A 23,016-nucleotide genomic window follows, 5' to 3' on the forward strand; every position below is an offset into this window, starting at 1 on the left:
TGAGTGGGGGTCACCATGACACACCGGATACAGGCAATCCTTGCCTCGGTCCTATTATATTTTTCTCTTTTCGGACCCGCACTGGCGGCGGATGTGTGTCCGTCCGGGTGTGCGCACGCCAGCATCCAAGACGCCCTCGATGCTGCAACCTGGGGTGCCACGATAACCGTCGGCCCAGGAGTCTATAGAGAAACCATCGTCACAACAACCAAGTATGTGACCTTGCAAAGTGTAGCGGGCGCCTCGGATACCATTATCGACGCTACCGGGCTGGGGGAGCGTGTTATCACCATCAACACATGGCCCGATGTGGTACTGGAGCGCTGCGATGTGGATGGCGACTATGTCGTGGACATTAATGATATTAGAGCCATCATGGCGGTGCGTAACACGCCTGCAGATGGTCCCGACGACCCGCGCGATGCCAGCGGCGACGGTATAATAGACGCCAACGATGCGCGTCAGTGTGTATTGCAATGCACCTATTCACGTTGTGTGCCCAACCAACCCTTTGTCATCGACGGCTTTACCATTAAAGGCGGGGTGTCAAGCAACGGCGCCGGGATATATGTCAATGGCCGTGCCACCATTCTCAACAACATCGTTAAGAACAATGTCGCTGATCAATCCGGTGGCGGCATCTATGTGCTAGACCAGCGCGATGTAACCGTTGACGCCAATACGTTTGCATCCAACAGCGCTGCCATCCGAGGTGGCGCCATTGCCTTGAGTAGTGATGCCACACAGATTGTCAGCGGAAATATCTTTACCAATAACTCAGCCGTCAGTGGTGGCGCGATTGCCAGCGCGCCTTACGGCAGCGATACCGTTAGAAACAATCTGTTTATCAGCAACACCAATACCCTGTATCTATCCAGTTATGCCAACACCCAGTTAGCCAACAACACGATTGTCAGCAGCGCAGGCTATGCGGCCCAGAAAGGCCCGGACGGAAGCATGAGTATGATCAACGGCATACTCTGGAATAACGAGACCGATCTTCAGGGTGCGGGCTGGACTGAACAAAACTCGCTCATCGGCGTGGATCCCCTGTTTGTGGATGTTGCCAATGGTGACTATCATGTTCGACCCGGTTCGCCGGCCATTGACACGGGCATGGATACGTCCGGCTATGGCGTCATTGCGGATTATGACGGCGTCGCGCGCCCGCAAGACGGAGACAGGCAGGGCGCTGGTGCGACGGGGGATGGCTCGGATTATGATATCGGTGCTTATGAATACGTTGTTGTCGATATTCCGCTGACCGTCACCGTAGATGCGCCGGTCGACGGGATGATGACCAACCAGGCCGCACAGAATATTGTCGGCTATTTGAGCAAGCCTGCCTTCCTCACTATCAACGGCGGCCCGGTTACGGTCAACCCTGACTACAGCTTCAGCCATGCCATCAACTTGGGGGAGGGGCTCAATACTTATATTTTATTGGCCGAGGCCGGTGATGGCGAGGCTGTTCAGGTCTCCTTAGACCTCATCCTGGACACTACGCCGCCTCTTGCGCCCAATAGTGCTCTCATCTCCACGAGTGATGTCTCCGGCGGCATTGCCACGGTCACCGGCGCAGCGGGGAGTGTTGAAGCCAATAGCCAGGTTACGATTACTAATATCCACACCGGTGAAACGGTCACTATCCTCTTGGCGGATGATGAGGGTGGTTTCATCACTCAGATCAGCGCTCAGGACGGCGATACCTTGTCTATCATTAGTACAGACAGTGTCGGTAATGTGAGTGAATCCAGTTCCGTAATCGTGGTGGCCTTGCCGCCGAATCCAGCGGTCATTGCACCGCCGCCTGACCCCTCTGTCGCCACTACGGTCTATACTTCTACGCAATTCCTGTATACCGGCAGCGATCCGATCCAGAGCGGCGTCGCCCCCGGTACCATCGAACTCGAACGGGCGGCGGTGCTGCGTGGTCGGGTGCTGGATCGCAGCAACACCCCCTTGTCCGGTGTCACGATCACCATCAAGGACCATCCCGAGCTCGGCCGGACCTTAAGCCGTGCCGACGGGGTGTTCGACATGGCCGTCAACGGCGGTGGACTGCTCACCGTCAATTATGAAAAAGCGGGCTACCTGCCGGTGCAGCGCCAGTTGCAGAGTCCCTGGCAGGACTACGCATGGGTCGAAGACGTGGTGATGATCGCGCTGGATCCGGCGGTTACCGCCATCGACCTTAACGATACCGCTCAGCCCTTCCAAGTCGCCCAGGGGAGTACTGTGATGGATGTTGACGGTGCCCGACAAGCCACCATCCTTTTTCCGCAGGGCGTGAGCGCAACAATGATGCTGCCCGATGGCACTGCCCAGCCGCTCCCCACAATCAATGTGCGCGCTACCGAATACACTGTCGGCGACAACGGCCCCGAGGCCATGCCCGGCGAACTGCCGCCCACCAGCGCCTACACCTACGCGGTGGAGCTTTCCGTGGACGAAGCCATCGCCGCCGGGGCGACCCGGGTCGATTTCGACCAACCGTTGCCCTTTTATGTTGACAACTTTCTTAACTTCCCAGTCGGCGAGGCCGTCCCCGCCGGTTGGTACGACCGCGAAACAGCCGCCTGGATTCCCTCCGATAACGGCTTGATTATCGGTGTACTCGCCATTGTCAACGGGATGGCCGAGCTGGATGTAGACGGCAGCGGAAGCGCCGCCAGCGCTACTCAACTTGTCGCGCTGGGTATTACCGATTCCGAGCGCGCCCAACTTGCCGCTCTGTATACCGCAGGCAAGAGTCTTTGGCGTGTACCCATCACTCATTTTACGCCTTGGGATTGCAATTGGCCCTATGGTCCACCAGCGGATGCCGAACCGCCACCGTCACCTCCTCCTCCCCAAGATCCGCCACCGGACGAAGATGAGAATGAATGTCCTGGCTGCATCATCCAGCCCCAGAGTCAGTCCCTGGGTGAAAAACTGCCGGTCGTTGGAACACCGTTCAGTCTGTATTACCAGAGCGAGCGCATGCCCGGCAACATCGCCGCGCGCAGCCTGACCATTCCGCTGTCCGGGGACACCGTGCCGGGCAGCCTGGAGGCTATTGAGCTCACCATTGACGTTGCAGGCCAGACCTTCAGGCAATCGTTTCCGGCAACACCGAACCAGAATTACACCTTCGTTTGGGACGGCAAAGACGCCTATGGCCGGCCGATGCATCACCAAACCGCGACGATCCGCCTAGATTACCGCTACCAGCTGGCTTATTTGTCTGCTGCCAGCGGCCGTGCTTTTGCCCGGGTTTCAAGTAGTGGCGCGGCATTTATAGGTAGTCGGGGTAACATGACTATGCGCTCCAGTCGGCAATGGCAACAGAGCCTCACCGGTATCGCAGCAGCGCCTAATCTGGCAAGCAGCGCGCTAGGCGGCTGGGGGCTGGAGATTCATCATGGCTACAATCCCGCAACGAGAACAGTCTACAAGGGAGACGGCTCCAAGCGTACGGACCAAGAAATACAGGAGCGTCTTGAGCTTATTGCCAACGTTTCGGCTCGCGATATCAGCGTTGCGTCGGACGGCAGTATTTACTACTCGGAGCAGCGCCGTATCCTCTCTCTCGATCCCGACGGGACTACACGGGTACTGGTAGGCAACGGAACAGCAGCCAGCCCGGGAAGTAATGATGGCTCTATCGCTACCGATGTAGGCACCGGCTACATCATGGCCTTTGAGATAGGCAGAGACGATACGGTTTACTTTGTCGAAACTAACAGCGGAGGAAGTAGCGGTTCGGTGGTACGGCATGTAACATCGGATGGTCGGCTGGAGACCATTACCGCTGCCTATGCCGGGAGCGATGTAACCGATATCGATATGGGACCGGACAGCGCCCTCTACATCACTCGCGAAGCGGCCAACCGGGTAACACGGATCGGGCCGGACGGTTCAACCGCGGATGTTGCCTCGGTGAATTACTGGCCCTGGGGCGTCGACGCCCATCCCGACGGCACAATCTATATTTCAACTACATTCGGCCATGTTGTGGATGTTATTCGCCCGGATGGAACGAAGGCGCAGATACCTGTCAACTCCCCTCAGGATGTGACATGGGATCAACAGAACAACCTCTATATCGCTGGCTCAAATTACAGCTATGCGGCCAACGGCCTCTATTATTATAACGGCACGGGCAGCCCCATAAAAATATCTGGTGAATCAACGGACCCAGATCCCTTCCCCGGTGCGCATATAGGCGAAGTTAAGCTATGGGCTCGTGAGGTACACTATTCCAGCAAGTATGGCGGTGTACTCATTCCCTATCAGGGCCGCATCTGGTTGCTGGCTGAAAAGAGCAGTAAACTGATTGACGCAGGAGATAAACTCATCTCCTCGCGAAATGGCAATGAACTCTACCGGTTCGATTCGACAGGCCGGCACCTCCAAACTCTCGAAGCCATCACCGGCGCTGCCATTTACACCTTCGACTATAATGTCGATGGACAACTGATCGCCATCACCGATGCCGACGGCGACATTACTCGTATTGAACGCGATGGTTCAGGGAGTCCACAGGCTATCGTCGCCACGGATGGCCAGCGTACCAACGTGTCACTAAATAACAACGGTTACCTCAACACAGTGAGCGATCCCGCAAATGAATCATGGCAGATGGAATACACTGCCACAGGTCTCATGACTGCTTTCATCGACCGTAACGGCAACCGCTCCAACTACACTTTCGATACAGCCGGCCGCCTGCTCCAGGACGTTAATCCCGTCAACGGCGGCTGGCAACTGGCGCGAACGGAAACGGAGAACGGCTACAGCGTCTCCATGACCAGTGGTGAAGGCCGCGTTAGCACATTCCAGGTGGAGCGCCTGCAGGACGGCGTTCGCCGCCAGACCAACACGGCCACAGATGGCAGTATCACCATCACCGAATACGCCAATGCGGTCACCGCCACGACACTGCCCAACGGCGCCATCACCACCGTCACCGAAGGCCCCGACCCACGCTTTGGCATGGCGAGCCCGATACCGAAAAGCTCCACGCAAAGCACCCCGGGCGGCCTGATGCGCTCTGTTACCGTCGCCGCACAGGCCGAGCTGTCTGATCCCAATGATCTGTTCAGTCACACCTCCCTCACGGAAACAGTTACGGTGAACGGCAACGCCACGGTGAGCGAATACGACACCGCCACCCGCACCTGGACATTCACCAGCGCCGAAAGCCGTACCGCCAACACGGTTCTTGACGCTCTGGCGCGTCCAATACAGACACAAGCGGCGGGCCTCGAAGCGATCAGCCTGAGTTACGATGCCCGCGGCCGTCTTGCCACATTATCCCAAGGGCAAGGCGATGAACTCCGTACTACTACATTCGGGTATCACAGCAGCGGACCACAGGCCGGCCGACTCTCCAGCGCCACTGACGCCGTAGGGCGTCAAGCCCAATACAGTTACGATGCCGCTGGAAACGTGATCCGACAAACCTTGGCCGATGGCAGAATGATCGACTTCACCTATGATGCCAATGGCAACATGACCTCAATCACACCGCCCGGTCGGACCGCGCACCTGTTTACATACAGCGCCGGCGATCAGACCGCCCAATATAACCCGCCGGATGTAGGCGCCGGAACCAACGTCACCCAATACAACTACAACCTCGACAAACAACTGGAACTCATCACCCGTCCCGACGGTCAGACCGTAGATCCGGTCTACAACACCGTCAGCGGTAAACTGGAAATGCTTATTATCCCTAAGGGGAACTACCAGTACGGCTATGACACTGTGACAGGCCAACTGAACCAGATCACCGCGCCGGGCAATGAGGTCCTCAACTATACTTATGACGGTTTCCTGCCAATAATAGATACCTGGAGCGGCAGCATCGATGGCGTGCTGACCCGCACTTACAATAACGACTTCCGGATTACGAGCCTGTCAGTGAACGGCAATCCAATCAACTACAGCCACGACAACGACGGCCTGCTGACCGGTGTCGGGGCCCTGACACTCACCCGCGATGCTCAGAACGGCCTGCTAACCGGTACAGTCATCAACAGCCTATCGACCGGGCTGACCTACAATATCTTTGGAGAAGCCACGAACTACGCGGTCTCCAACGGCACTACATCCCTATATGATGCCGCCTACACCCGCGACAAACTCGGGCGCATCACCCGGAAGACCGAGACCATTGCAGGCGCCACCACCACCTATGATTACACCTACGATCTCGCAGGACGCCTGACGGCAGTCAAAACCAATGGCGCTACCACGGCCACCTACAGCTATGACGCCAACGGCAACAGAAGTGGTGGCACCTATGATGCCCAGGACCGCCTGCTCACCTTTGGCGCCAACAGCTACACCTACACCCCCAACGGCGAGCTTGAAACCAAAACCAACACCGGCCTGACCACCAGCTACACCTACGATATGCTGGGCAACCTCACCCAGGTCATCCTCCCCGGGGGGATGACCATTGACTACATTATCGATGGCCAGAACCGCAGGATCGGCAAGAAGATCAATGGCACCTTGACACAGGGCTTACTCTACCAGGATCAGCTCAACCCCATAGCCGAACTGGATGGCACAGGTGCCGTCGTATCGAGATTCGTCTACGGCACCAAGCCCAACGTGCCGGATTACATGGTCAAGAATGGCACAACATACAGAATCATCAGCGACCACCTGGGCAGTCCGAGGCTCGTTATCAACACCACTGACGGATCTGTCGCCCAGCGCATCGATTATGACGTATGGGGCAAAATCATCAATGATACCAATCCCGGCTTTCAACCGTTCGGCTTTGCCGGAGGCGTCTATGATCAGCATACCCAACTCACCCGATTCGGGGCCAGGGACTATGATGCCGAGACGGGAAGGTGGACCGCAAAGGATCCGATTCGGTTTGAGGGTGGGGATACCAATCTGTATACATACGTTTATTCAAATCCTCTTTCTTATATTGATCCATATGGGTTATGGGCTTGGAGCTTTGATGCCTTTGCAGGTCCTGGCGGCGGAATTACTATAGGTAGAAATGAAGATACGAGGGGTTGGTTTATAGAAGGTCGCGTAGGTATAGGTATAGGTGGTGGAGTTGCCTTTGATCCTTTTGATCAAGGTCCCGTAGCTAGACCTCAGTTGCCCCATCCATATTCTGAAGAGCCGTGCTCAGATTCTTCTTCATCTTCTACCGGGACAAGCGCTGGTGGTGCTGTTAATGCAGGTGTGACCATTGGAGCGTGGAATTTGGGTTATGGCGCTGAAGGAGGTGAAAATTTTGATGGTTCCAATACTTTCTATGGAAATAGTGGCCAATGGGGATCAAGTACTAATCCTAGACCTCCAAGGATCGGGGTCTCAGTAGGAGGAAGTGCAGTTGTAGAAGTAGGTGGTTGGTTCTAGGTCAATTGAAGAAGATAATAAAAAATTTTAGTTCTATGCCAGGGATTATGAAAGTAGTCTTTTTGGCAATGCTGATATCGCCTTTAGCAGTGGTTTCGGCTGCTTTTCCTGGAGTGGAAGGTTTAAGCTCTATGCTTGGTCATTTAAATCCTGATGAAAAACCAATAGCATTGATTTTATCTTTAATTGCTTCGATCCCTTCGTTTGTCTGTGCGATTTTGTTGGCGAAAAAAAAACGGGGGGCAATATTGTTGTTTCCCTTTGCTTTTGCTTTAGTTAGTGCTGGCCCGTTCGCATTTGAAATTATTTCAAATGGTTCTTCCGTTCTTTTGCCCTATTTATGGGGAATCATAGGGATTAGTGTCGGATTTACTGGGTATTTTTATTTTTCCAAAGAGTCAAAATTATATTTTTCAAACCAGACAGGTAGAGTGCGCTCAACGCACCAAAACGGTGGATGAAAAGCAAGTGTTGGGTTCAGTGCTACAGGTACGTTCCAAGGGTCATGGGGGATAGGGGATTTAGGCGATAGTCTAAATTGGTGGATGGATCTTTTTGGATTTCCTTCTGATAGCGCTTCAACCAGGGTAGTGTAAAGAATCTTTCGCACTTTTTGATCTGGCGGCTATTCATGCGGTCAGTTGTTCCTCCAGATGTTGCTTGTGCAACGCCTCCATGGAGAGGTAGCGTTTAATGCCCCATTTGGTGCCCGCGATGTGCCTAAGCCAAAATCAATAGGGTCAGTGTCGAATGGCACTTACTTAAGCTTCTTAGGGTGACCATTTTTCATCACTTCCGCTCTTGCTTCATGCCGTGTTCTCGTCAATAAGGGATAGGCTTTCGGTCTTCGCTTCACCGCTCTCGGTTCGATTCGGCCGGGACGATTCCCCACCTTTTTCTGCACCATCATGCGGAATAAATAACCGATATATTCATCATCCAAATACTGCGCGTTTTGTAGATAGATCAGCCATATCTGCAAGCAGTGCTTGAAACTTATACGTCTTGGGCTGATATCCGCCAGCAAGGCGGATTGTGCCATCATGAGGCGGATCAGGTTATAGGCAAGTAGATGGATCCATATTTCCTTGATCGCCATCTCGGGCGTTTTGCAACTGAGCACATTCATGCCCATAGTGTCTTTGATGTTGCGCAGGTCCAGCTCGATATGCCAGCGCATTTTGTACAGGGCTTTTAGCTTCTCTTTCGGGTAGTTGTTGTGATCGTCCAAAGTCGTGATCATTGTTTTGCCGCCGGCCTGGAATTCCCTGACCGTGAGTCTTTCTGGCGCCGTGTTATAGTCCTCTTCACTCATCCACTCCGGTCGTCGCTTGGGCTTGTCGATCACGATCAGATGATCGCGTTCTCCCAGCCTTTGACCGAGACGAAAATCTGTCACGCGCTTTCTGGAACCGTTCTGCTCCATTAGAATATCGATCCCGTCGGCCTGCATGGCGGCAATAAAGAAATAGGTGGCAAAGAAGGCATCGCCGAGCGCGATATCACCGGGCTGCAAGGTGTTCTGTATGGCGCGCAACAGGGTTTGTTCGTCACCCCCCTTGCCGTTGAAACGGCCGATCGCTGCATTCAATAGCGCACCGCTGGCCAGACTGGTGATGCCGACGATGCGACAAATGGGAAACCCTAAACCAGGCTGTTGACCGCGTTGTTGTGGGAATACGGCTTGGTTGGCAGCCGTGTCGGGCATCGTGACGGTGGTGCCGTCGATAATCCTGATGTGTCGACCCTGCCATTACCATTCATCAGGCGCTCGTTCGTCAAGCTGGTCGCCCAGATGTTGGGTCAGTTCTGCGACCATCGTCAAAGGCAATCGTTGCCTGGCACGACAATAGCCACCCGTGTATGTGCTTCGGGCGCTAAACCCGCCGGCGAGTCGCTGGACTGCTGCCTGGTTAACAATGCTCTGACAGGAACGATCGGCGCTCATGGCTTGGGCCAGGAACATGGATAAGGTTTCCGTAGGTGGATAGAGGCGTTCCCGGTGCTCGGGCAAGAGCGCTTCCACTTTGTCCAGCAGCGTGTCGCTGGTGAGAAGATTGAAGAAACGATAGCTGTTGCTGTTTCCACGGTATGCCTCAACTCGAGTATGTTGATGTTTTTTGGCAGTATGGCTAAGCTTCATCGAGACCGGTTCCTTTTGGTAGGTTGTGGGTTTGGCGATTTACACCCTACCATGGTGCCGGTCTTTCTATTTGATAATCAAGTGCTTGGGCTTAAGTAAGTGCCATTCGGGTCAGTGTCATTGATTTGTTCCAGTTCAGGATCAATAGAGTCAGAGTCATTGATTGCTAGTCCCGGCGGGATCAACTTCGTATGCTTGATCTCAACAAGGAAGATCAAATGGCCCGGTTACCACGACTCTATTTACCCGGCTGTGCCCAGCATATCATCCAACGGGGCAATAACCGGGACGCCTGCTTTTATGGCGAAGCGGATTACCAGGCCTATCTGGCATTCCTCAAAGACGCCGCAGCCAAATACCAGGTTGATATTCATGCCTTTGTATTGATGACCAACCATGTACATTTGCTGGCGACCCCGGCTGATGAACAGGGGATTGGCCGTCTGATGCAGGCGCTAGGCCGCAAGTATGTTCAATATTTTAATCACACCTATGGCCGCACAGGAACGCTGTGGGAAGGGCGCTATAAATCGACCCTGGTTGATGCTAACGCCTACCTGCTTACCGTGTATCGCTATATCGAACTGAATCCGGTACGGGCGGGAATGGTCGCCCATGCTTCTGAATACCCCTGGTCCAGTTACCCATCCAATGCAATGGGTAAAGCCATCCAACTGTTAACACCCCACCCTCAGTATGCTCAACTGGGCAAGACGGCGAAGGAACGGCAAAAAGCTTACCGGGCGTTATTCCGGGGTAGGATGTCGGAGCGAGACCTGGTGGCGATCCGTGAATTGATTTTCCGTATCCTGTCTCATCCGATTATGCGGATCAGCCCGGGGCGTCAGGCGCCGAGTTGTTTCATCGCGTTTCGAGGGGCTTCATCAATTTGCTCGCGCTCATATCGAAAATGACGCCCTCCAAGGCAATGGGCTGGTCGGCGTCGTAGATACCCGACCCCTGTTCCTGTACCCATTTGGTTTCACCGTCGAGGGTGATGATGCGATATTCGAGGCAAAAGGATTGTCCTTGAATCAGGGCCTCTTGGACGGCGTTCCAGACATCGTCTCGGTCCTCAGGATGAATCAATTCGCCGTAGGCGATACTTCGGTCGAGTATGAATTCATCGGCACGATAGCCGGTCAGGGCGTAGCAGTAGTCGCTGATGAACTCCATCGTCCAGTTGCGGTTGTACTGGCAGCGGTAAGTAATGCCGGGGATGTTGTTGATCAGGGTTTCCAGCGCCCGCTTGGTTTCCTGAATCTGCTTTTCGTAGTGCTTGCGTGTGGTGACATCCCATTCGAAGCCGGTGCAGCGCAGCGGGCGGCCCGTCGCGTCGCAGATCATGGCGCCCTTGCAGTGTAACCAGCGCATACTGCCGTCTTTGTGCCGGGCGCGGTATTCCACTTCAAACGGATGTTGCGGGTGGTGTTTGCTGGCTTCCAGGGTCTGATCGACGGCGACGCGATCCTCGACCAGAATGCGGCGACGCCAAGCGGCCAATGAGTTGGGCATTTCATCATCGGCGAATCCGAGAAAGCCTTTCATTTGCGGCGACGGATAAAATTCGATGCTTTCCCCTTGTTGTTCGTCGTATTTGAAATGCATGTCCCAGACACCGGCCTGCGATCCCTGCAGCGCCAGATTGAGGCTGTCTTGGGTTTCGGACATTTCTTGCAAGGCCCGATCGCGCTCGGCTACGGCGCTGACAAGTCGGCGATTATGTGCTTGCATCAAGCGGTAACGGTAGGTGAAGAAACAGGCGCCTAACAGCAGGCCCAACACGCCGACCAGCCACACTACCTTGGTGCCGTCCCAGTAGGCCGGCGGAGTGCCGTACCAGCGCCGATAGATGGCTTTGTATTCCTCGCTGACCAGCAACGGGGTGAGGGCCTGGTTGATGCGATTCAAGAGATCCGGATGCTTGGGCGCCACCGCCACGGCGCGTTTGATCTTCAGAATGTGCGGCGCCGCGACTTTGAGTCGCGCCGCCACGCCGCTGTCGACGGCAAAGCGCCAGCCCGCGCCCTCCGGATAGACCACCGCGTCCACCTGTTTGCTGAGCAGGGCGAACATGGCCTCGGCGATGGAGGGAAATACGATCTGCTGCGCCGACGACGTAGAGGTGACCGGGCCACCGATATTGGTTTCCACCACCGCCAGTTTATGCTCGGCCTGCAACTGAGCGTAGCTCATGTCGGCAGCGTCGCGGCGGGTGAACAAGACCAGCCGGGTGGTTGCCAGCGGCAGACTGAAGTCCATCATCTGGGCACGCTGTGCGCTGATGCCCATATTCGGAATCAGTTGGGCCCGGCCGTCGGCCAAGGCGCTTAGTACCTCACTCCAGTTGTCGAAGACGATGTATTCGACCGTGAAGTTTGCTTGCCGCGCCACTGCCTCCATGAGGTCGATGGCGAAACCGGCGGGTTTGCCGTCGCTGACGTGATAATGAGGCGGAAAGTGGCGCGGTACCGCGGCGATGACGGTGTCTGGTTCCACATCGGCGAGCCCGGGCTTCTCGCCACCGTGTGTGGCGTTTCCGGGGGTCGTCGCAGTCGCAGGGGGGTGGGAAATCTGCGCTGGCTGTGTCGGCTGAGACAGGGCGTGAGTCGACCAAGCCATGCAGAGAAGCATGGCGCAACCGAGCCGTAAACTGAATTTTGCAAATATTGGCTGCATCCGTGCCTATTCGAATTGCCGGCGCTCCGCGGTAATAGATTGGGCGCCAGTGCTCCCATCCTGTAACAAGGTATCGGCGTCGGCTGCGGCAAGTTTACGGCGGCCGGCGCGGGGCGTGGAAAATCGGCCGGAAAAATGGGATCATAGCCGCTACCGGGGGCGGAGTTCAGCGCTGTGGCCAGCGCCACGCCGGCGTCTGTGATGAACACAAGCTCATCACTAACTGTATGAATCATCGGGATTTGTCGGCTTCGGGCCGGGCGGCCCACATCATTTTATTAGGAGTTTTTTCCATGGCAAGAGGTATCAACAAGGTTATTTTAATCGGCAATCTGGGGCGCGACCCGGAAGTGCGCTATATGCCCAGCGGCGGCGCGGTCGCCAATCTGGCGGTGGCCACCTCTGAGAACTGGAAGGATAAAAATACCGGCGAGAATCAGGAGCGCACCGAATGGCACCGGGTGGTGATGTTCAACCGTCTCGGTGAGATCGCCGGTGAGTATCTGAAAAAGGGCTCCAAGGTCTATATCGAAGGCAAGTTGCAGACCCGCAAGTGGCAGGGTCAGGACGGCCAGGATCGCTACACCACCGAGATCGTCGCCAGTGAGATGCAGATGCTGGACAGCCGCGGCGGCGGCAGTTCCGATTACAGCGGCGACAGCGCCGGCAGTCGCGGCACCCAGCAGTCCGCCGCCCCGGCGGCCTCCGGCGGCAATAACGGCTTTGACGACTTCGACGACGATATCCCGTTTTAAACGAATCGCTTGAGTTGCCGTTATCCATGCCGAGTTGCAGCTGCGGCGTCTCCACCGCGACTCATCGCCCTGTCCGGGGCGGGTTCGCGGCGCAGACGCCGCTGTTGCATTGCGCAGCAATAAAAAGGGCGAATACGCGATGAATCTTCACGAATATCAGGCAAAACAACTGTTCTCGGAGTACGGTATCCCCGTCCTCAAAGGTGTGGCGGCCACCAGTGTGGCCGAGGCGCAGGCAGCGGCCAATGCCTTGGGCGGCGAGGGTTGGGTGATCAAGGCCCAAGTACATGCCGGCGGCCGCGGCAAGGCCGGCGGGGTGAAGCTGGTCAAGAGTCTGGACGAACTCAAGCGGGCGGCCGAGGGCTATCTCGGTTCGCGTCTGGTGACGCACCAAACCGACGCCAAAGGCTTGCCCATCAACACCGTGCTGATCGAATCCCTGTGCGCCATCGATAACGAACTTTACGTCAGCCTGATGGTGGACCGCGCCAGCGAGCGGGTAGTCATCATGGCCTCCAGCATGGGCGGCATGGACATCGAAGAGGTGGCCGCCACCCAGCCTGAAGCATTAATAAAAGTGGCGGTGGACCCGGTGACCGGGCTGATGCCTTACCAGTGCCGCAAGATCAGCTTCGGCATGGGGCTGCCGGGCGCACTGGCCGGGCCCATGACCAAATTGCTGATGGCGCTTTATAAGCTGTTCGTCGAGCGCGACGCCAGCCTGGTGGAGATCAATCCGCTGGTGATCACCCAACAGGGCGAGCTGCTGGCCCTGGATGCCAAGGTCGGCATCGACGGCAGCGCCCTGTACCGTCATAAAGACCTGGCCGCCATGCAGGACGCCTCGCAGGAGGACCCCACCGAGCACGAGGCGGAGCAGCACGGTCTGAATTACGTCACCCTGGACGGCGAGATCGGCTGCATGGTCAACGGCGCCGGGCTGGCCATGGCCACCATGGATCTGATCAAACTGCAGGGCGGCAATCCCGCCAACTTCCTCGACGTGGGCGGCGGCACCACTGCCGAGAAGGTGGCCGAGGCATTTAAATTGATTCTGGCGGATACCAAAGTGAAGGCGGTGCTGGTCAATATCTTCGGCGGTATCGTGCGCTGCAACCTGATCGCCGAGGGCATCATCGCCGCGGTGAAGGAGGTGGGGGTGTCCATCCCGGTGGTGGTGCGCCTGGAGGGGACCAACGCCCAGCAGGGCCGCGAGCTGCTGGACAACAGCGGCCTGTCCATCGCCAGTGCCGCCGATCTCACCGATGCGGCGCAGCAGGTTGTTGCAGCATCGAAAGGAGGTAACTGATGTCGGTACTGGTCAACAAGCATACCAAAGTGATCTGCCAGGGCTTCACCGGCAAGCAGGGCACCTTCCATTCCGAACAGGCCATCGCCTACGGCACCCAAATGGTCGGCGGCGTCACCCCCGGCAAGGGGGGGCAAACGCATCTCGATCTGCCGGTGTTCGACACCGTCGCCGATGCAGTGAAAGACACGGGCGCCGATGCCTCCATGATCTACGTGCCCGCCGCCTTTGCCGCCGACGCCATCCTGGAAGCGGCCGACGCCGGCATCAAGGTCATCGCCTGCATCACCGAGGGCATACCGGTGCAGGACATGCTGAAAGTGAAGGCCGCCCTGAAAGGGTCGGATGCACGCCTGATCGGCCCCAACTGCCCCGGTCTGATAACCCCCGGCGAGTGCAAGATCGGCATTATGCCCGGCGCCATCCATACGCCGGGCAAGATCGGCATTGTGTCGCGCTCCGGCACGCTCACCTATGAAGCGGTGTTCCAGACCAGCAACAACGGCCTGGGCCAGAGCACCTGCGTGGGCATCGGCGGCGACCCAATCCAGGGCACCAATTTCATCGATTGTCTGGAACTGTTTCAGAACGATCCCCAGACCGAAGGCATCGTCATGGTGGGCGAGATCGGCGGCACGGCGGAAGAGGCGGCGGCCGAGTATATCCAGGCCAATGTCACCAAACCTGTCGTGGCCTACATCGCCGGTGTCACCGCGCCGCCGGGCAAACGCATGGGCCACGCCGGCGCCATTATCGCCGGCGGCAAGGGCACGGCCGAGGAGAAGTTCAAGGCCCTGGAGGCGGCCGGGGTGGCGGTGGTACGCTCGCCGGCCGAGATCGGTGACAAGATGTTGGACGTGTTGGGCGGCTAAACTCACTCATGGTTAATCGTCTTCGCATCGCCATCGCCCAGCAGAACTTCATGGTAGGCGATATACCCGCCAATGTCGCCAAAGTCATCCACACTGCCGAGCGCGCCCGCGACGCGCTGCAGGCCGACCTGGTGCTGTTTCCAGAACTGACCTTGACCGGCTATCCGCCCGAAGACCTGCTGTTGCGTCCCGGTCTGCAAAAGCGGGTGCAAGAGGGGTTGGAGATGCTCAAGTCGGTGACCGGCATCGGCATGGTGGTGGGCTATCCCGAAGTGGCGGGTGAGTACCAATACAACAGCGCCGCCTTGATTGCCTCGGGTGGGATCCAGGCGGTCTATCGTAAACAGCACCTGCCTAATTACAGCGTCTTCGACGAGAAGCGTTATTTCGAGCCGGGTGAGGGCGCCTGCGTGTTCGAGATCAAAGGGGTCAAGCTGGCCCTGTCCATCTGCGAGGATCTGTGGCAGCCCGGAGTGATGGCCCGGGCCGCCGCCGCCGGGGCACAGGTGATGCTCAATCTCAATGCATCGCCCTTTCATATCAATAAATGGCAGGAGCGTGAGGCGGCCATGCGTGCGCGGCTGGCCGAGGCCGCCATGCCCATCGTCTATTGCAACCTGGTGGGCGGCCAGGACGAGTTGGTCTTCGATGGCCAGTCATTCGTGATGGCCGCCGACGGTACGGTGACCCAGCGCGCCGAAAGCTGTGTCGAGGGCCTGTACGTGGCTGAGCTGGAATCAGGCGAACAGGTCAAGCCTGTGCCCGCGACCATGGTCGAGCCCCTGCCAGTAGAGGCCGCCGTGTATGAGGTGCTGGTGTTGGGTACGCGCGATTATATCGAGAAAAACGGTTTTCGCGGCGTGGTCATCGGCCTGTCCGGTGGCATCGATTCCGCATTGACCCTGGCCATCGCCGTGGATGCCATCGGCCCCGAGCGGGTCGAAGGGGTGCGTATGCCGTCGCGCTTCACCGCCGATATGAGCCTGGACGATGCCGAGGCCGAGGCCCAAGCCTTGGGTGTGGAGTGTCACACCATCGCCATCGAGCCGGCCTTCGAGGCCTTTCTGGAATTGCTCAAAGATGAATTCGCCGGCAAGCCCTGGGACACCACTGAGGAGAACATCCAGGCCCGTTGCCGCGGCATCATTCTGATGGCGGTCTCCAACAAGAAACGCAAGATCGTGCTCACCACCGGTAATAAGAGCGAGATGTCGGTGGGGTATTGCACCCTCTACGGCGACATGGCCGGCGGCTACGCGCCCATCAAGGACGTACCCAAGACCCTGGTCTACCGGCTGGCCGAGTATCGCAATACCATTTCTCAGGTGATTCCGCAGCGCGTCATCGACCGGCCGCCCTCGGCCGAGCTGGCGCCAGACCAGCGGGACAGCGACAGCCTGCCGCCCTATGACATCCTCGATCCGATCCTGGAAAAATACATCGAAGCGGATCAGTCCATCGAAGACATCGTGGCTCAGGGTTTCGACGAGGCTGACGTCAGCCGGGTTGCCCACTTGGTGATCCGCAATGAATACAAACGGCGTCAGGCGCCGCCCGGCGTACGCATCAGCCGCAAGGCCTTCGGCCGTGATCGCCGTTATCCCATCACCTCCGGATACAAATAGGCCCTGCAAAGGCAGGCGGAAAGTGGCAGAATACAAACATAGTTAGCGCAAGGGGAGTGCGATGAAAAAAATCGAAGCAATTATCAAGCCTTTCAAATTGGACGATGTGCGCGAGGCGCTGTCCGAGATCGGCGTCACCGGCATGACCGTCCTCGAGGTCAAGGGCTTTGGGCGCCAGAAGGGGCATACCGAACTTTACCGCGGCGCCGAATACGTGGTGGATTTTCTGCCCAAGGTCAAGATCGAGGCCGTGGTGGCGGAAGACCAGGTGGAGCGCTGTGTGGAGGTGATCGCCGGCGCCGCCCGCACCGGCAAGATCGGCGACGGCAAGATCTTCATCACGCCGGTTGAACGTGTTGTCCGTATCCGCACCGGGGAAGAAGACGAATCGGCGATCTAATCCGATTTTTTCTGTCTAACAAAGGGCCCGGCCACGGCGGTTTGCGGGCCTTTTGTTTTTCCGGGCCGCCGTCAATGGTGGTAGGGCGCGGCAATTTAAAACTTTTTTGCAAAAATAGGCTTCAGAATGCTTGAGTTTTGTCTAAGCTTGACGACTAAGTGTATGGAGAATAAACAGAAACGGGCGAACAGCAGGAAATGAGCCAGGATAACTCGACGGATCGATACCAGCGCTTCTTGGCGCACAGTCACTTGTTCGGGGCGAATGCCCCGTTTATCGAAGAATTATATCAGCGTTATCTTCAGGATCCCGAGTCGGTGGAGCCGAGATGGCAGGCCTATTTCGAGCAGTTGCAGCTCGAGCCCGGCCCGGTCGCCTCGGACATCGACCACAGCGCGGTACGCAAGGAATTTTACCAATTGGTCCATGCGCGCCGCGGTACGCCGTCCACCGATACCAGCGGCGCGTCCGTGGCCATGGCCGCCAGCAAACAGGTGGCGGTGCTGCAGCTGATTAATGCCTATCGCGTGCGCGGCCATCAGCAGGCTGTACTCGACCCGCTGGGCTTGCAGGAACAGACCTCTATCTCTGAGCTGGACCCGTCCTACCATGCCTTGACCGAGGCAGACATGGACACGGTGTTCAGCACCGGTTCCCTGGTCGGCGCGCCGCAGGCCAAACTGCGCGACATCCTCGTCCACCTGCAGCAGACCTATTGCCGCTCCGTCGGCGCCGAATACATGCACATCACCGACACCATCCAAAAGCGCTGGGTGCAGCAGCAGCTGGAAGGCAGTCGCAGCACACCCAAATTCTCGCCGCAGATGCGCCATCACATCCTGCGCAAGTTGGTGGGCGCCGAGGGCTTGGAGCAATATCTGCATACCAAATACGTCGGCCAGAAGCGCTTCTCTCTGGAAGGCGGCGAGACCTTGATTCCACTACTGGATGAATTGATCTGGCGCGCCGGCAGCCAGAACGTCAAAGAGGCGGTCGTTGGCATGGCACATCGCGGTCGCCTCAACGTGCTGGTCAATATCATGGGCAAGAATCCGGCCCACATGTTCCAGGAATTCGAGGGCGTCTGCGATACGGAGAACAACACCTGCGGTGACGTGAAATATCATCAAGGGTTTTCTTCCGACATGAAAACGCCGGGCGGCACGGTGCACCTGGCGCTGGCCTTCAATCCCTCCCATCTGGAGATCGTCAATCCGGTGGTGGAGGGCTCGGTGCGCGCGCGTCAGCATCGTCGCCGCGATATTACCGGCAGTCAGGTGCTGCCGGTGTTGATTCATGGCGATGCCGCCTTCGCCGGCCAGGGCGTGGTGATGGAGACCTTGAATATGTCCCAGGCGCGCGGTTTTACCACCGGCGGTACGGTGCATCTCATCATCAATAATCAGATCGGTTTTACCACCAGCAACCCGCTCGACGCGCGCTCCACCATGTATTGCACCGAGGTGGCGCGCATGATTCAGGCACCTGTTTTTCATGTCAACGGCGACGATCCCGAGGCGGTGGTGTTTGTCACCCAGTTGGCGCTGGATTACCGTCAGCAGTTCGGCCGTGACGTGGTCATCGACTTGGTCTGTTATCGTCGCCACGGCCACAACGAGGCGGACGAACCCGCGGTTACCCAGCCGATCATGTATCAATCCATCCGCAGCCACGAGACCACCGTCAAGATGTATGCCCGGCGCCTGATTGAAGAGGGCGTGGTAAGCCAGGAAGAGGCCGACGGCATGCTCGATGATTACCGTGCCATGCTGGACGAGGGCAAGCTGGTATCGCGTGAACTGGCCACCGATGTGGATAAGGAGTTCGCCGTCGATTGGTCGCCGTATAAAAATGTGCATTGGACCCATGAGACTGACACCGCCCTGAGCCTGAAACAGGTCAGGGAGATTGCCCGCAAACTCACCACCATGCCCGATGGTTTTGAACTCCACTCGCGCGCCGCACGTTTGGTCGAAGACCGCAAGAAGATGGCGGCCGGTGAGAGTCCGCTGGACTGGGGCTTTGCCGAAAACGTCGCCTATGGCGGCCTGTTGCTGGAGGGTCATCCCATTCGCCTGTCGGGCCAGGACAGTGGCCGCGGCACGTTCTTCCATCGCCATGCCGTCTTCCACAATCAGAAAAAGCGCGGCATCTATGTGCCGCTGCAGAACCTGAGTGAGGACCAGGCCCACTTCCGTGTCATCGATTCCCTGTTGTCGGAAGAGGCGGTGCTCGGTTTCGAATACGGTTATGCCAGTGCGTCACCGGAATCGTTGGTGATCTGGGAGGCCCAATTCGGCGACTTCGCCAACGGCGCCCAAGTAGTGATCGATCAGTTCATCAGCGCCGGTGAAGTGAAATGGGGTCGGCTGTGCGGCTTGGTCATGTTTCTGCCGCACGGATATGACGGTCAGGGACCGGAACATTCTTCGGCGCGTCTGGAGCGATTCCTGCAGCTGTGCGCCGGCGACAACATGCAGGTGGTTTATCCCACCACGCCGGCGCAGATGTTCCATATGCTGCGGCGCCAGGCGCTGCGTCCCTACCGCAAGCCCCTGGTGGTGATGTCGCCCAAGAGCTTGTTGCGCCACAAGCTTTCCACCTCCAGTCTGGATGACCTGACCAAAGGTAAGTTTGAGGTGGTGATCGACGAGATCGATGCCATCAAACCGGCCCGCGTGAAACGCATCGTGGTGTGCACCGGCAAGGTCTATTTCGATCTGTTGGAAAAGCGCCGCGAGCACGATCTTGACGATGTCGCCATCATTCGCTTGGAGCAGCTCTATCCCTTGCCGGAGGAACGGCTGGCCGAGGTCTTAGGCCGCTATAATCAGGCCGCTGAAATCGTCTGGTGTCAGGAAGAGCCCAAAAACCAGGGGGCCTGGTATTTCATTCATCCGCGTCTGCGCGATTTGGCCGGCGACAACCAGCGGGTGCTGTATGCCGGCCGACCCGAATATGCCGCGCCGGCGGAAGGCCTGCTGTATTCGCATCAGGCGGCGCAGGCCGAACTGGTGGACGCAGCCCTCAAGGGCAAGGCGGAAGCGCAACAGCGCACCTTGCGCGCCGTCGGTTAAACAACAACAAACCTGTCTCTGCCGCTGCGAAGGCGGAACTGATTGAAGGGAGTCAATATGATTGAAGTCAAAGTGCCGGTCTTATCGGAATCCGTTTCGGATGCAACCTTGGCTCAGTGGCACAAGAAGGTCGGTGACTACGTCAAGCGTGACGAAAATCTGGTCGATCTGGAGACGGATAAGGTCATGCTGGAAGTGGTGGCGCCCCATGACGGTATGCTGGCCGAGATCAAGCAAGAGTCGGGGGCCGTGGTGGGCAGCGGCGAGGTGTTGGCGCTGATCGACGAAAACGCCGAGAAGCCGCACAGCGACGACAAGCCCGCGGCCGAAGCGGGAGACGAAAAACAAGCGCCCCGGGAAGAACCCGAGCCGGCCGAGACCGAAGCCAAAAAGGAGACGCCCGAGCCGGAGGCGCCGGCCGCAGCCATGAACTTCAGCCCCGCGGTGCGCAAGCTGATCACCGAAAACAAGCTCGACCCGTCTGCTATCACGGGCACCGGCCGCGACGGCCGCATCACCAAGGCCGATGTGCTCAAACATATCGAACAGCGCGATCAGCCCGCCGCCGCGCCGGCGGCACCGTCTACCTCGGAAGTGGGGGCCGGCGGCCGTCCCGAACGGCGCATGCCCATGACCCGCCTACGGACGCGCATCGCCGAGCGTTTGCTGGAGGCGCAGCAGACCACCGCCATGTTGACCACCTTCAACGAGATCAACATGAAACCGGTGATGGATTTGCGCGCCAAATATCAGGACAAGTTCATCAAGAAACACGACATTAAACTGGGCTTCATGTCCTTTTTTATCCAGGCCTGTTGCGAGGCCTTGAAAGAGTATCCGGTGGTGAATGCCTCCATCGACGGCAGCGACATCGTCTATCACGGCTTTTTCGATATCGGCGTCGCCGTGTCCACCGAGCGCGGCCTGGTGGTGCCCATTATCCGCGATGCCGATCAGATGAATCTGGCTGAAATGGAACAGGCCGTCGCCGAGTTCGCCGGCAAGGCACGCCAGGGCAAACTCTCCATGGAAGAGCTGAGCGGCGGCACCTTCAGCATCACCAACGGCGGTATTTTCGGTTCGCTGCTCTCGACGCCGATCCTGAACCCACCCCAAAGCGCCATCCTGGGCATGCATAAGATCGAGCAACGTCCGGTGGTGGAAGACGGTGAAATCGTCATTCGCCCCATGATGTACGTCGCCATGTCATACGATCATCGCATTGTCGACGGCAAGGAGGCAGTCTCCTTCCTGGTCAAGGTCAAGGACGTCCTGGAAGACCCCGCCCGCATGTTGCTGCAGGTATAACAAGGAGAATAATCATGGATCATTATGATGTAGTGGTTATCGGTGGTGGGCCCGGCGGTTATGTCGCGGCCATCCGCTGCGCCCAGCTCGGTCTGGAAACGGCCTGCATCGACGCCTGGCTCGACGAGGACAACACGCCGGCCCTGGGGGGCACCTGTCTCAATGTGGGCTGCATTCCGTCCAAGGCCTTGCTGGATACTTCACACCATTATCATCGCCTGCAACACGAATTCGCCGGTCACGGCATCAACGTCAAGGGCGCCAGTCTGGACATCAAACAGATGATGGCGCGCAAGGACGAGGTGGTCAAAAGTCTTACCGGCGGTGTCGCCGCCTTATTTGCTAAGAACAAGGTCACCTGGCTGCAGGGCTACGGCAAGCTGCTGGGCGAGAGCCAAGTGGAGTTCACCCCCCACACCAAAGGCAAGAAAAAGCCCAAGGCTGAAGCCCTCGAGGCGGACAATATCATCATCGCCACCGGCTCGGTACCGGCCACGGTCGATGCCCTGCCCGTGGACGGCAATCGCATCGTCGATTCCACCGGCGCGCTGAGCTTTACCGAGGTGCCTAAGCGTCTGGCGGTGATCGGCGGCGGCGTCATCGGCCTGGAGCTGGGTAGTGTCTGGAGCCGGCTCGGCAGCGAAGTGTCCGTATTGATTCGCCGCGATGAGTTCCTGCCCACGGTCGATCGTCATCTGGCCAACGCCGCGTTGAAAGAGCTGACCGAACAAGGTGTGGATATCCGCCTGGCCACCAAGACCAAGGCGGCCAAGGCCACCAGCCGCCAGGTGGTGGTGACTATTGAGGACAATAATGGCGAACAGGATGTTAAATTTGACAAGGTATTGGTGGCCACCGGTCGCTCGCCGAACACCGAAAACCTGAATGCCGAAGCGGCCGGTCTGGAGCTGGACGAGCGCGGCTTTATCGTGGTTGACGAACTCTGCCGCACCAATCTGCCCGGCGTCTACGCCGTCGGCGACGTGGTGCGCGGCCCCATGCTGGCGCACAAGGCCTCGGAGGAGGGCGTTGCCGTGGCCGAGCATATCGCCGGCGAGTTCAGCCACATCAACTACGCGACCATCCCCTGGGTCATTTATACCTGGCCCGAAATTGCCTGGGTGGGCAAGACCTCCCAGGAACTAAAAAAGTCCGGCGTCGATTTTAAAGAAGGCGTGTTTCCCTTCAAGGCCAACGGCCGCGCCCGCGCCATGGGCGACATGAGCGGTCTGGTCAAGATTATCGCCGATGCCCAGGACGATACCATTCTGGGCGTGCATATCATCGGCCCCAGTGCTTCCGAAATGATCGCCGAAGCGGTACTGGCCATGGAGTTCTCCGCCAGCAGTGAAGACCTGGCGCGGACCATCCATGCCCATCCCACCCTGTCGGAGGCCATGCACGAGGCGGCCTTGGGCGTGGAAAAGCGCAGTCTGCATATCTGACTCATGCGCGTTTATTCCCGCCT

10 protein-coding genes and 1 pseudogene are annotated in these 23,016 nt (G+C 57.8%); 9 read left to right on the forward strand and 2 right to left on the reverse strand.

The genetic code is table 11. The features are described from left to right. Nucleotides 1-15: 15 nt before the first annotated feature. Nucleotides 16-7,380, forward strand: coding sequence for a hypothetical protein (locus Tel_06905; protein ALP52905.1), 7,365 nt, complete (start codon nt 16-18; stop codon nt 7,378-7,380). Between the two features lie 757 nt (nt 7,381-8,137). On the opposite strand, the pseudogene Tel_06910 reads toward Tel_06905, so the two are convergent. Next, nucleotides 8,138-9,523, reverse strand: a pseudogene (locus Tel_06910) (transposase). A gap of 861 nt (nt 9,524-10,384) precedes the next feature. Then, nucleotides 10,385-12,022, reverse strand: coding sequence for a hypothetical protein (locus tag Tel_06915; GenBank protein ID ALP52906.1), 1,638 nt, complete (start codon nt 12,020-12,022; stop codon nt 10,385-10,387). 473 nt (nt 12,023-12,495) lie between these two features. On the opposite strand from Tel_06915, the gene Tel_06920 reads away from it, so the two are divergent. The 8 genes from Tel_06920 to Tel_06955 all read left to right on the forward strand — a co-directional run bounded on the left by Tel_06920 (nt 12,496) and on the right by Tel_06955 (nt 22,993). Then, the gene (locus tag Tel_06920; GenBank protein ID ALP52907.1) at nt 12,496-12,957 is read left to right on the forward strand and encodes a single-stranded DNA-binding protein; all 462 of its coding nucleotides are present in this window, start codon (nt 12,496-12,498) and stop codon (nt 12,955-12,957) included. Between the two features lie 139 nt (nt 12,958-13,096). Then, a complete protein-coding gene (gene sucC / locus Tel_06925) occupies nt 13,097-14,266 on the forward strand; it encodes a succinyl-CoA synthetase subunit beta (GenBank protein ALP54764.1) in 1,170 nt (389 codons plus the stop codon). Then, on the forward strand, nt 14,266-15,138 hold the full coding sequence (locus tag Tel_06930; protein ALP52908.1) for a succinyl-CoA synthetase subunit alpha: 873 nt from the start codon (nt 14,266-14,268) through the stop codon (nt 15,136-15,138). The genes sucC and Tel_06930 overlap by 1 nt, the downstream gene beginning before the upstream one ends. An 8-nt stretch (nt 15,139-15,146) precedes the next feature. Further along, a complete protein-coding gene (locus Tel_06935) occupies nt 15,147-16,763 on the forward strand; it encodes an NAD synthetase (GenBank protein ALP52909.1) in 1,617 nt (538 codons plus the stop codon). 61 nt (nt 16,764-16,824) lie between these two features. After that, the gene (locus tag Tel_06940) at nt 16,825-17,163 is read left to right on the forward strand and encodes a transcriptional regulator (GenBank protein ALP52910.1); all 339 of its coding nucleotides are present in this window, start codon (nt 16,825-16,827) and stop codon (nt 17,161-17,163) included. A 197-nt stretch (nt 17,164-17,360) separates the two neighbouring features. After that, nucleotides 17,361-20,240 (forward strand): 2-oxoglutarate dehydrogenase subunit E1, encoded by a 2,880-nt coding sequence (gene sucA, locus Tel_06945; GenBank protein ID ALP52911.1) that lies wholly within the window; start codon nt 17,361-17,363, stop codon nt 20,238-20,240. A gap of 57 nt (nt 20,241-20,297) precedes the next feature. Continuing rightward, on the forward strand, nt 20,298-21,548 hold the full coding sequence (locus Tel_06950) for a dihydrolipoamide succinyltransferase (protein ID ALP52912.1): 1,251 nt from the start codon (nt 20,298-20,300) through the stop codon (nt 21,546-21,548). Nucleotides 21,549-21,556: 8 nt separating this feature from the next. Further along, a complete protein-coding gene (locus Tel_06955; protein ALP52913.1) occupies nt 21,557-22,993 on the forward strand; it encodes a dihydrolipoamide dehydrogenase in 1,437 nt (478 codons plus the stop codon). Nucleotides 22,994-23,016: the final 23 nt, after the last annotated feature.

Source organism: Candidatus Tenderia electrophaga (assembly GCA_001447805.1).
Lineage (GTDB): Bacteria > Pseudomonadota > Gammaproteobacteria > Tenderiales > Tenderiaceae > Tenderia > Tenderia electrophaga.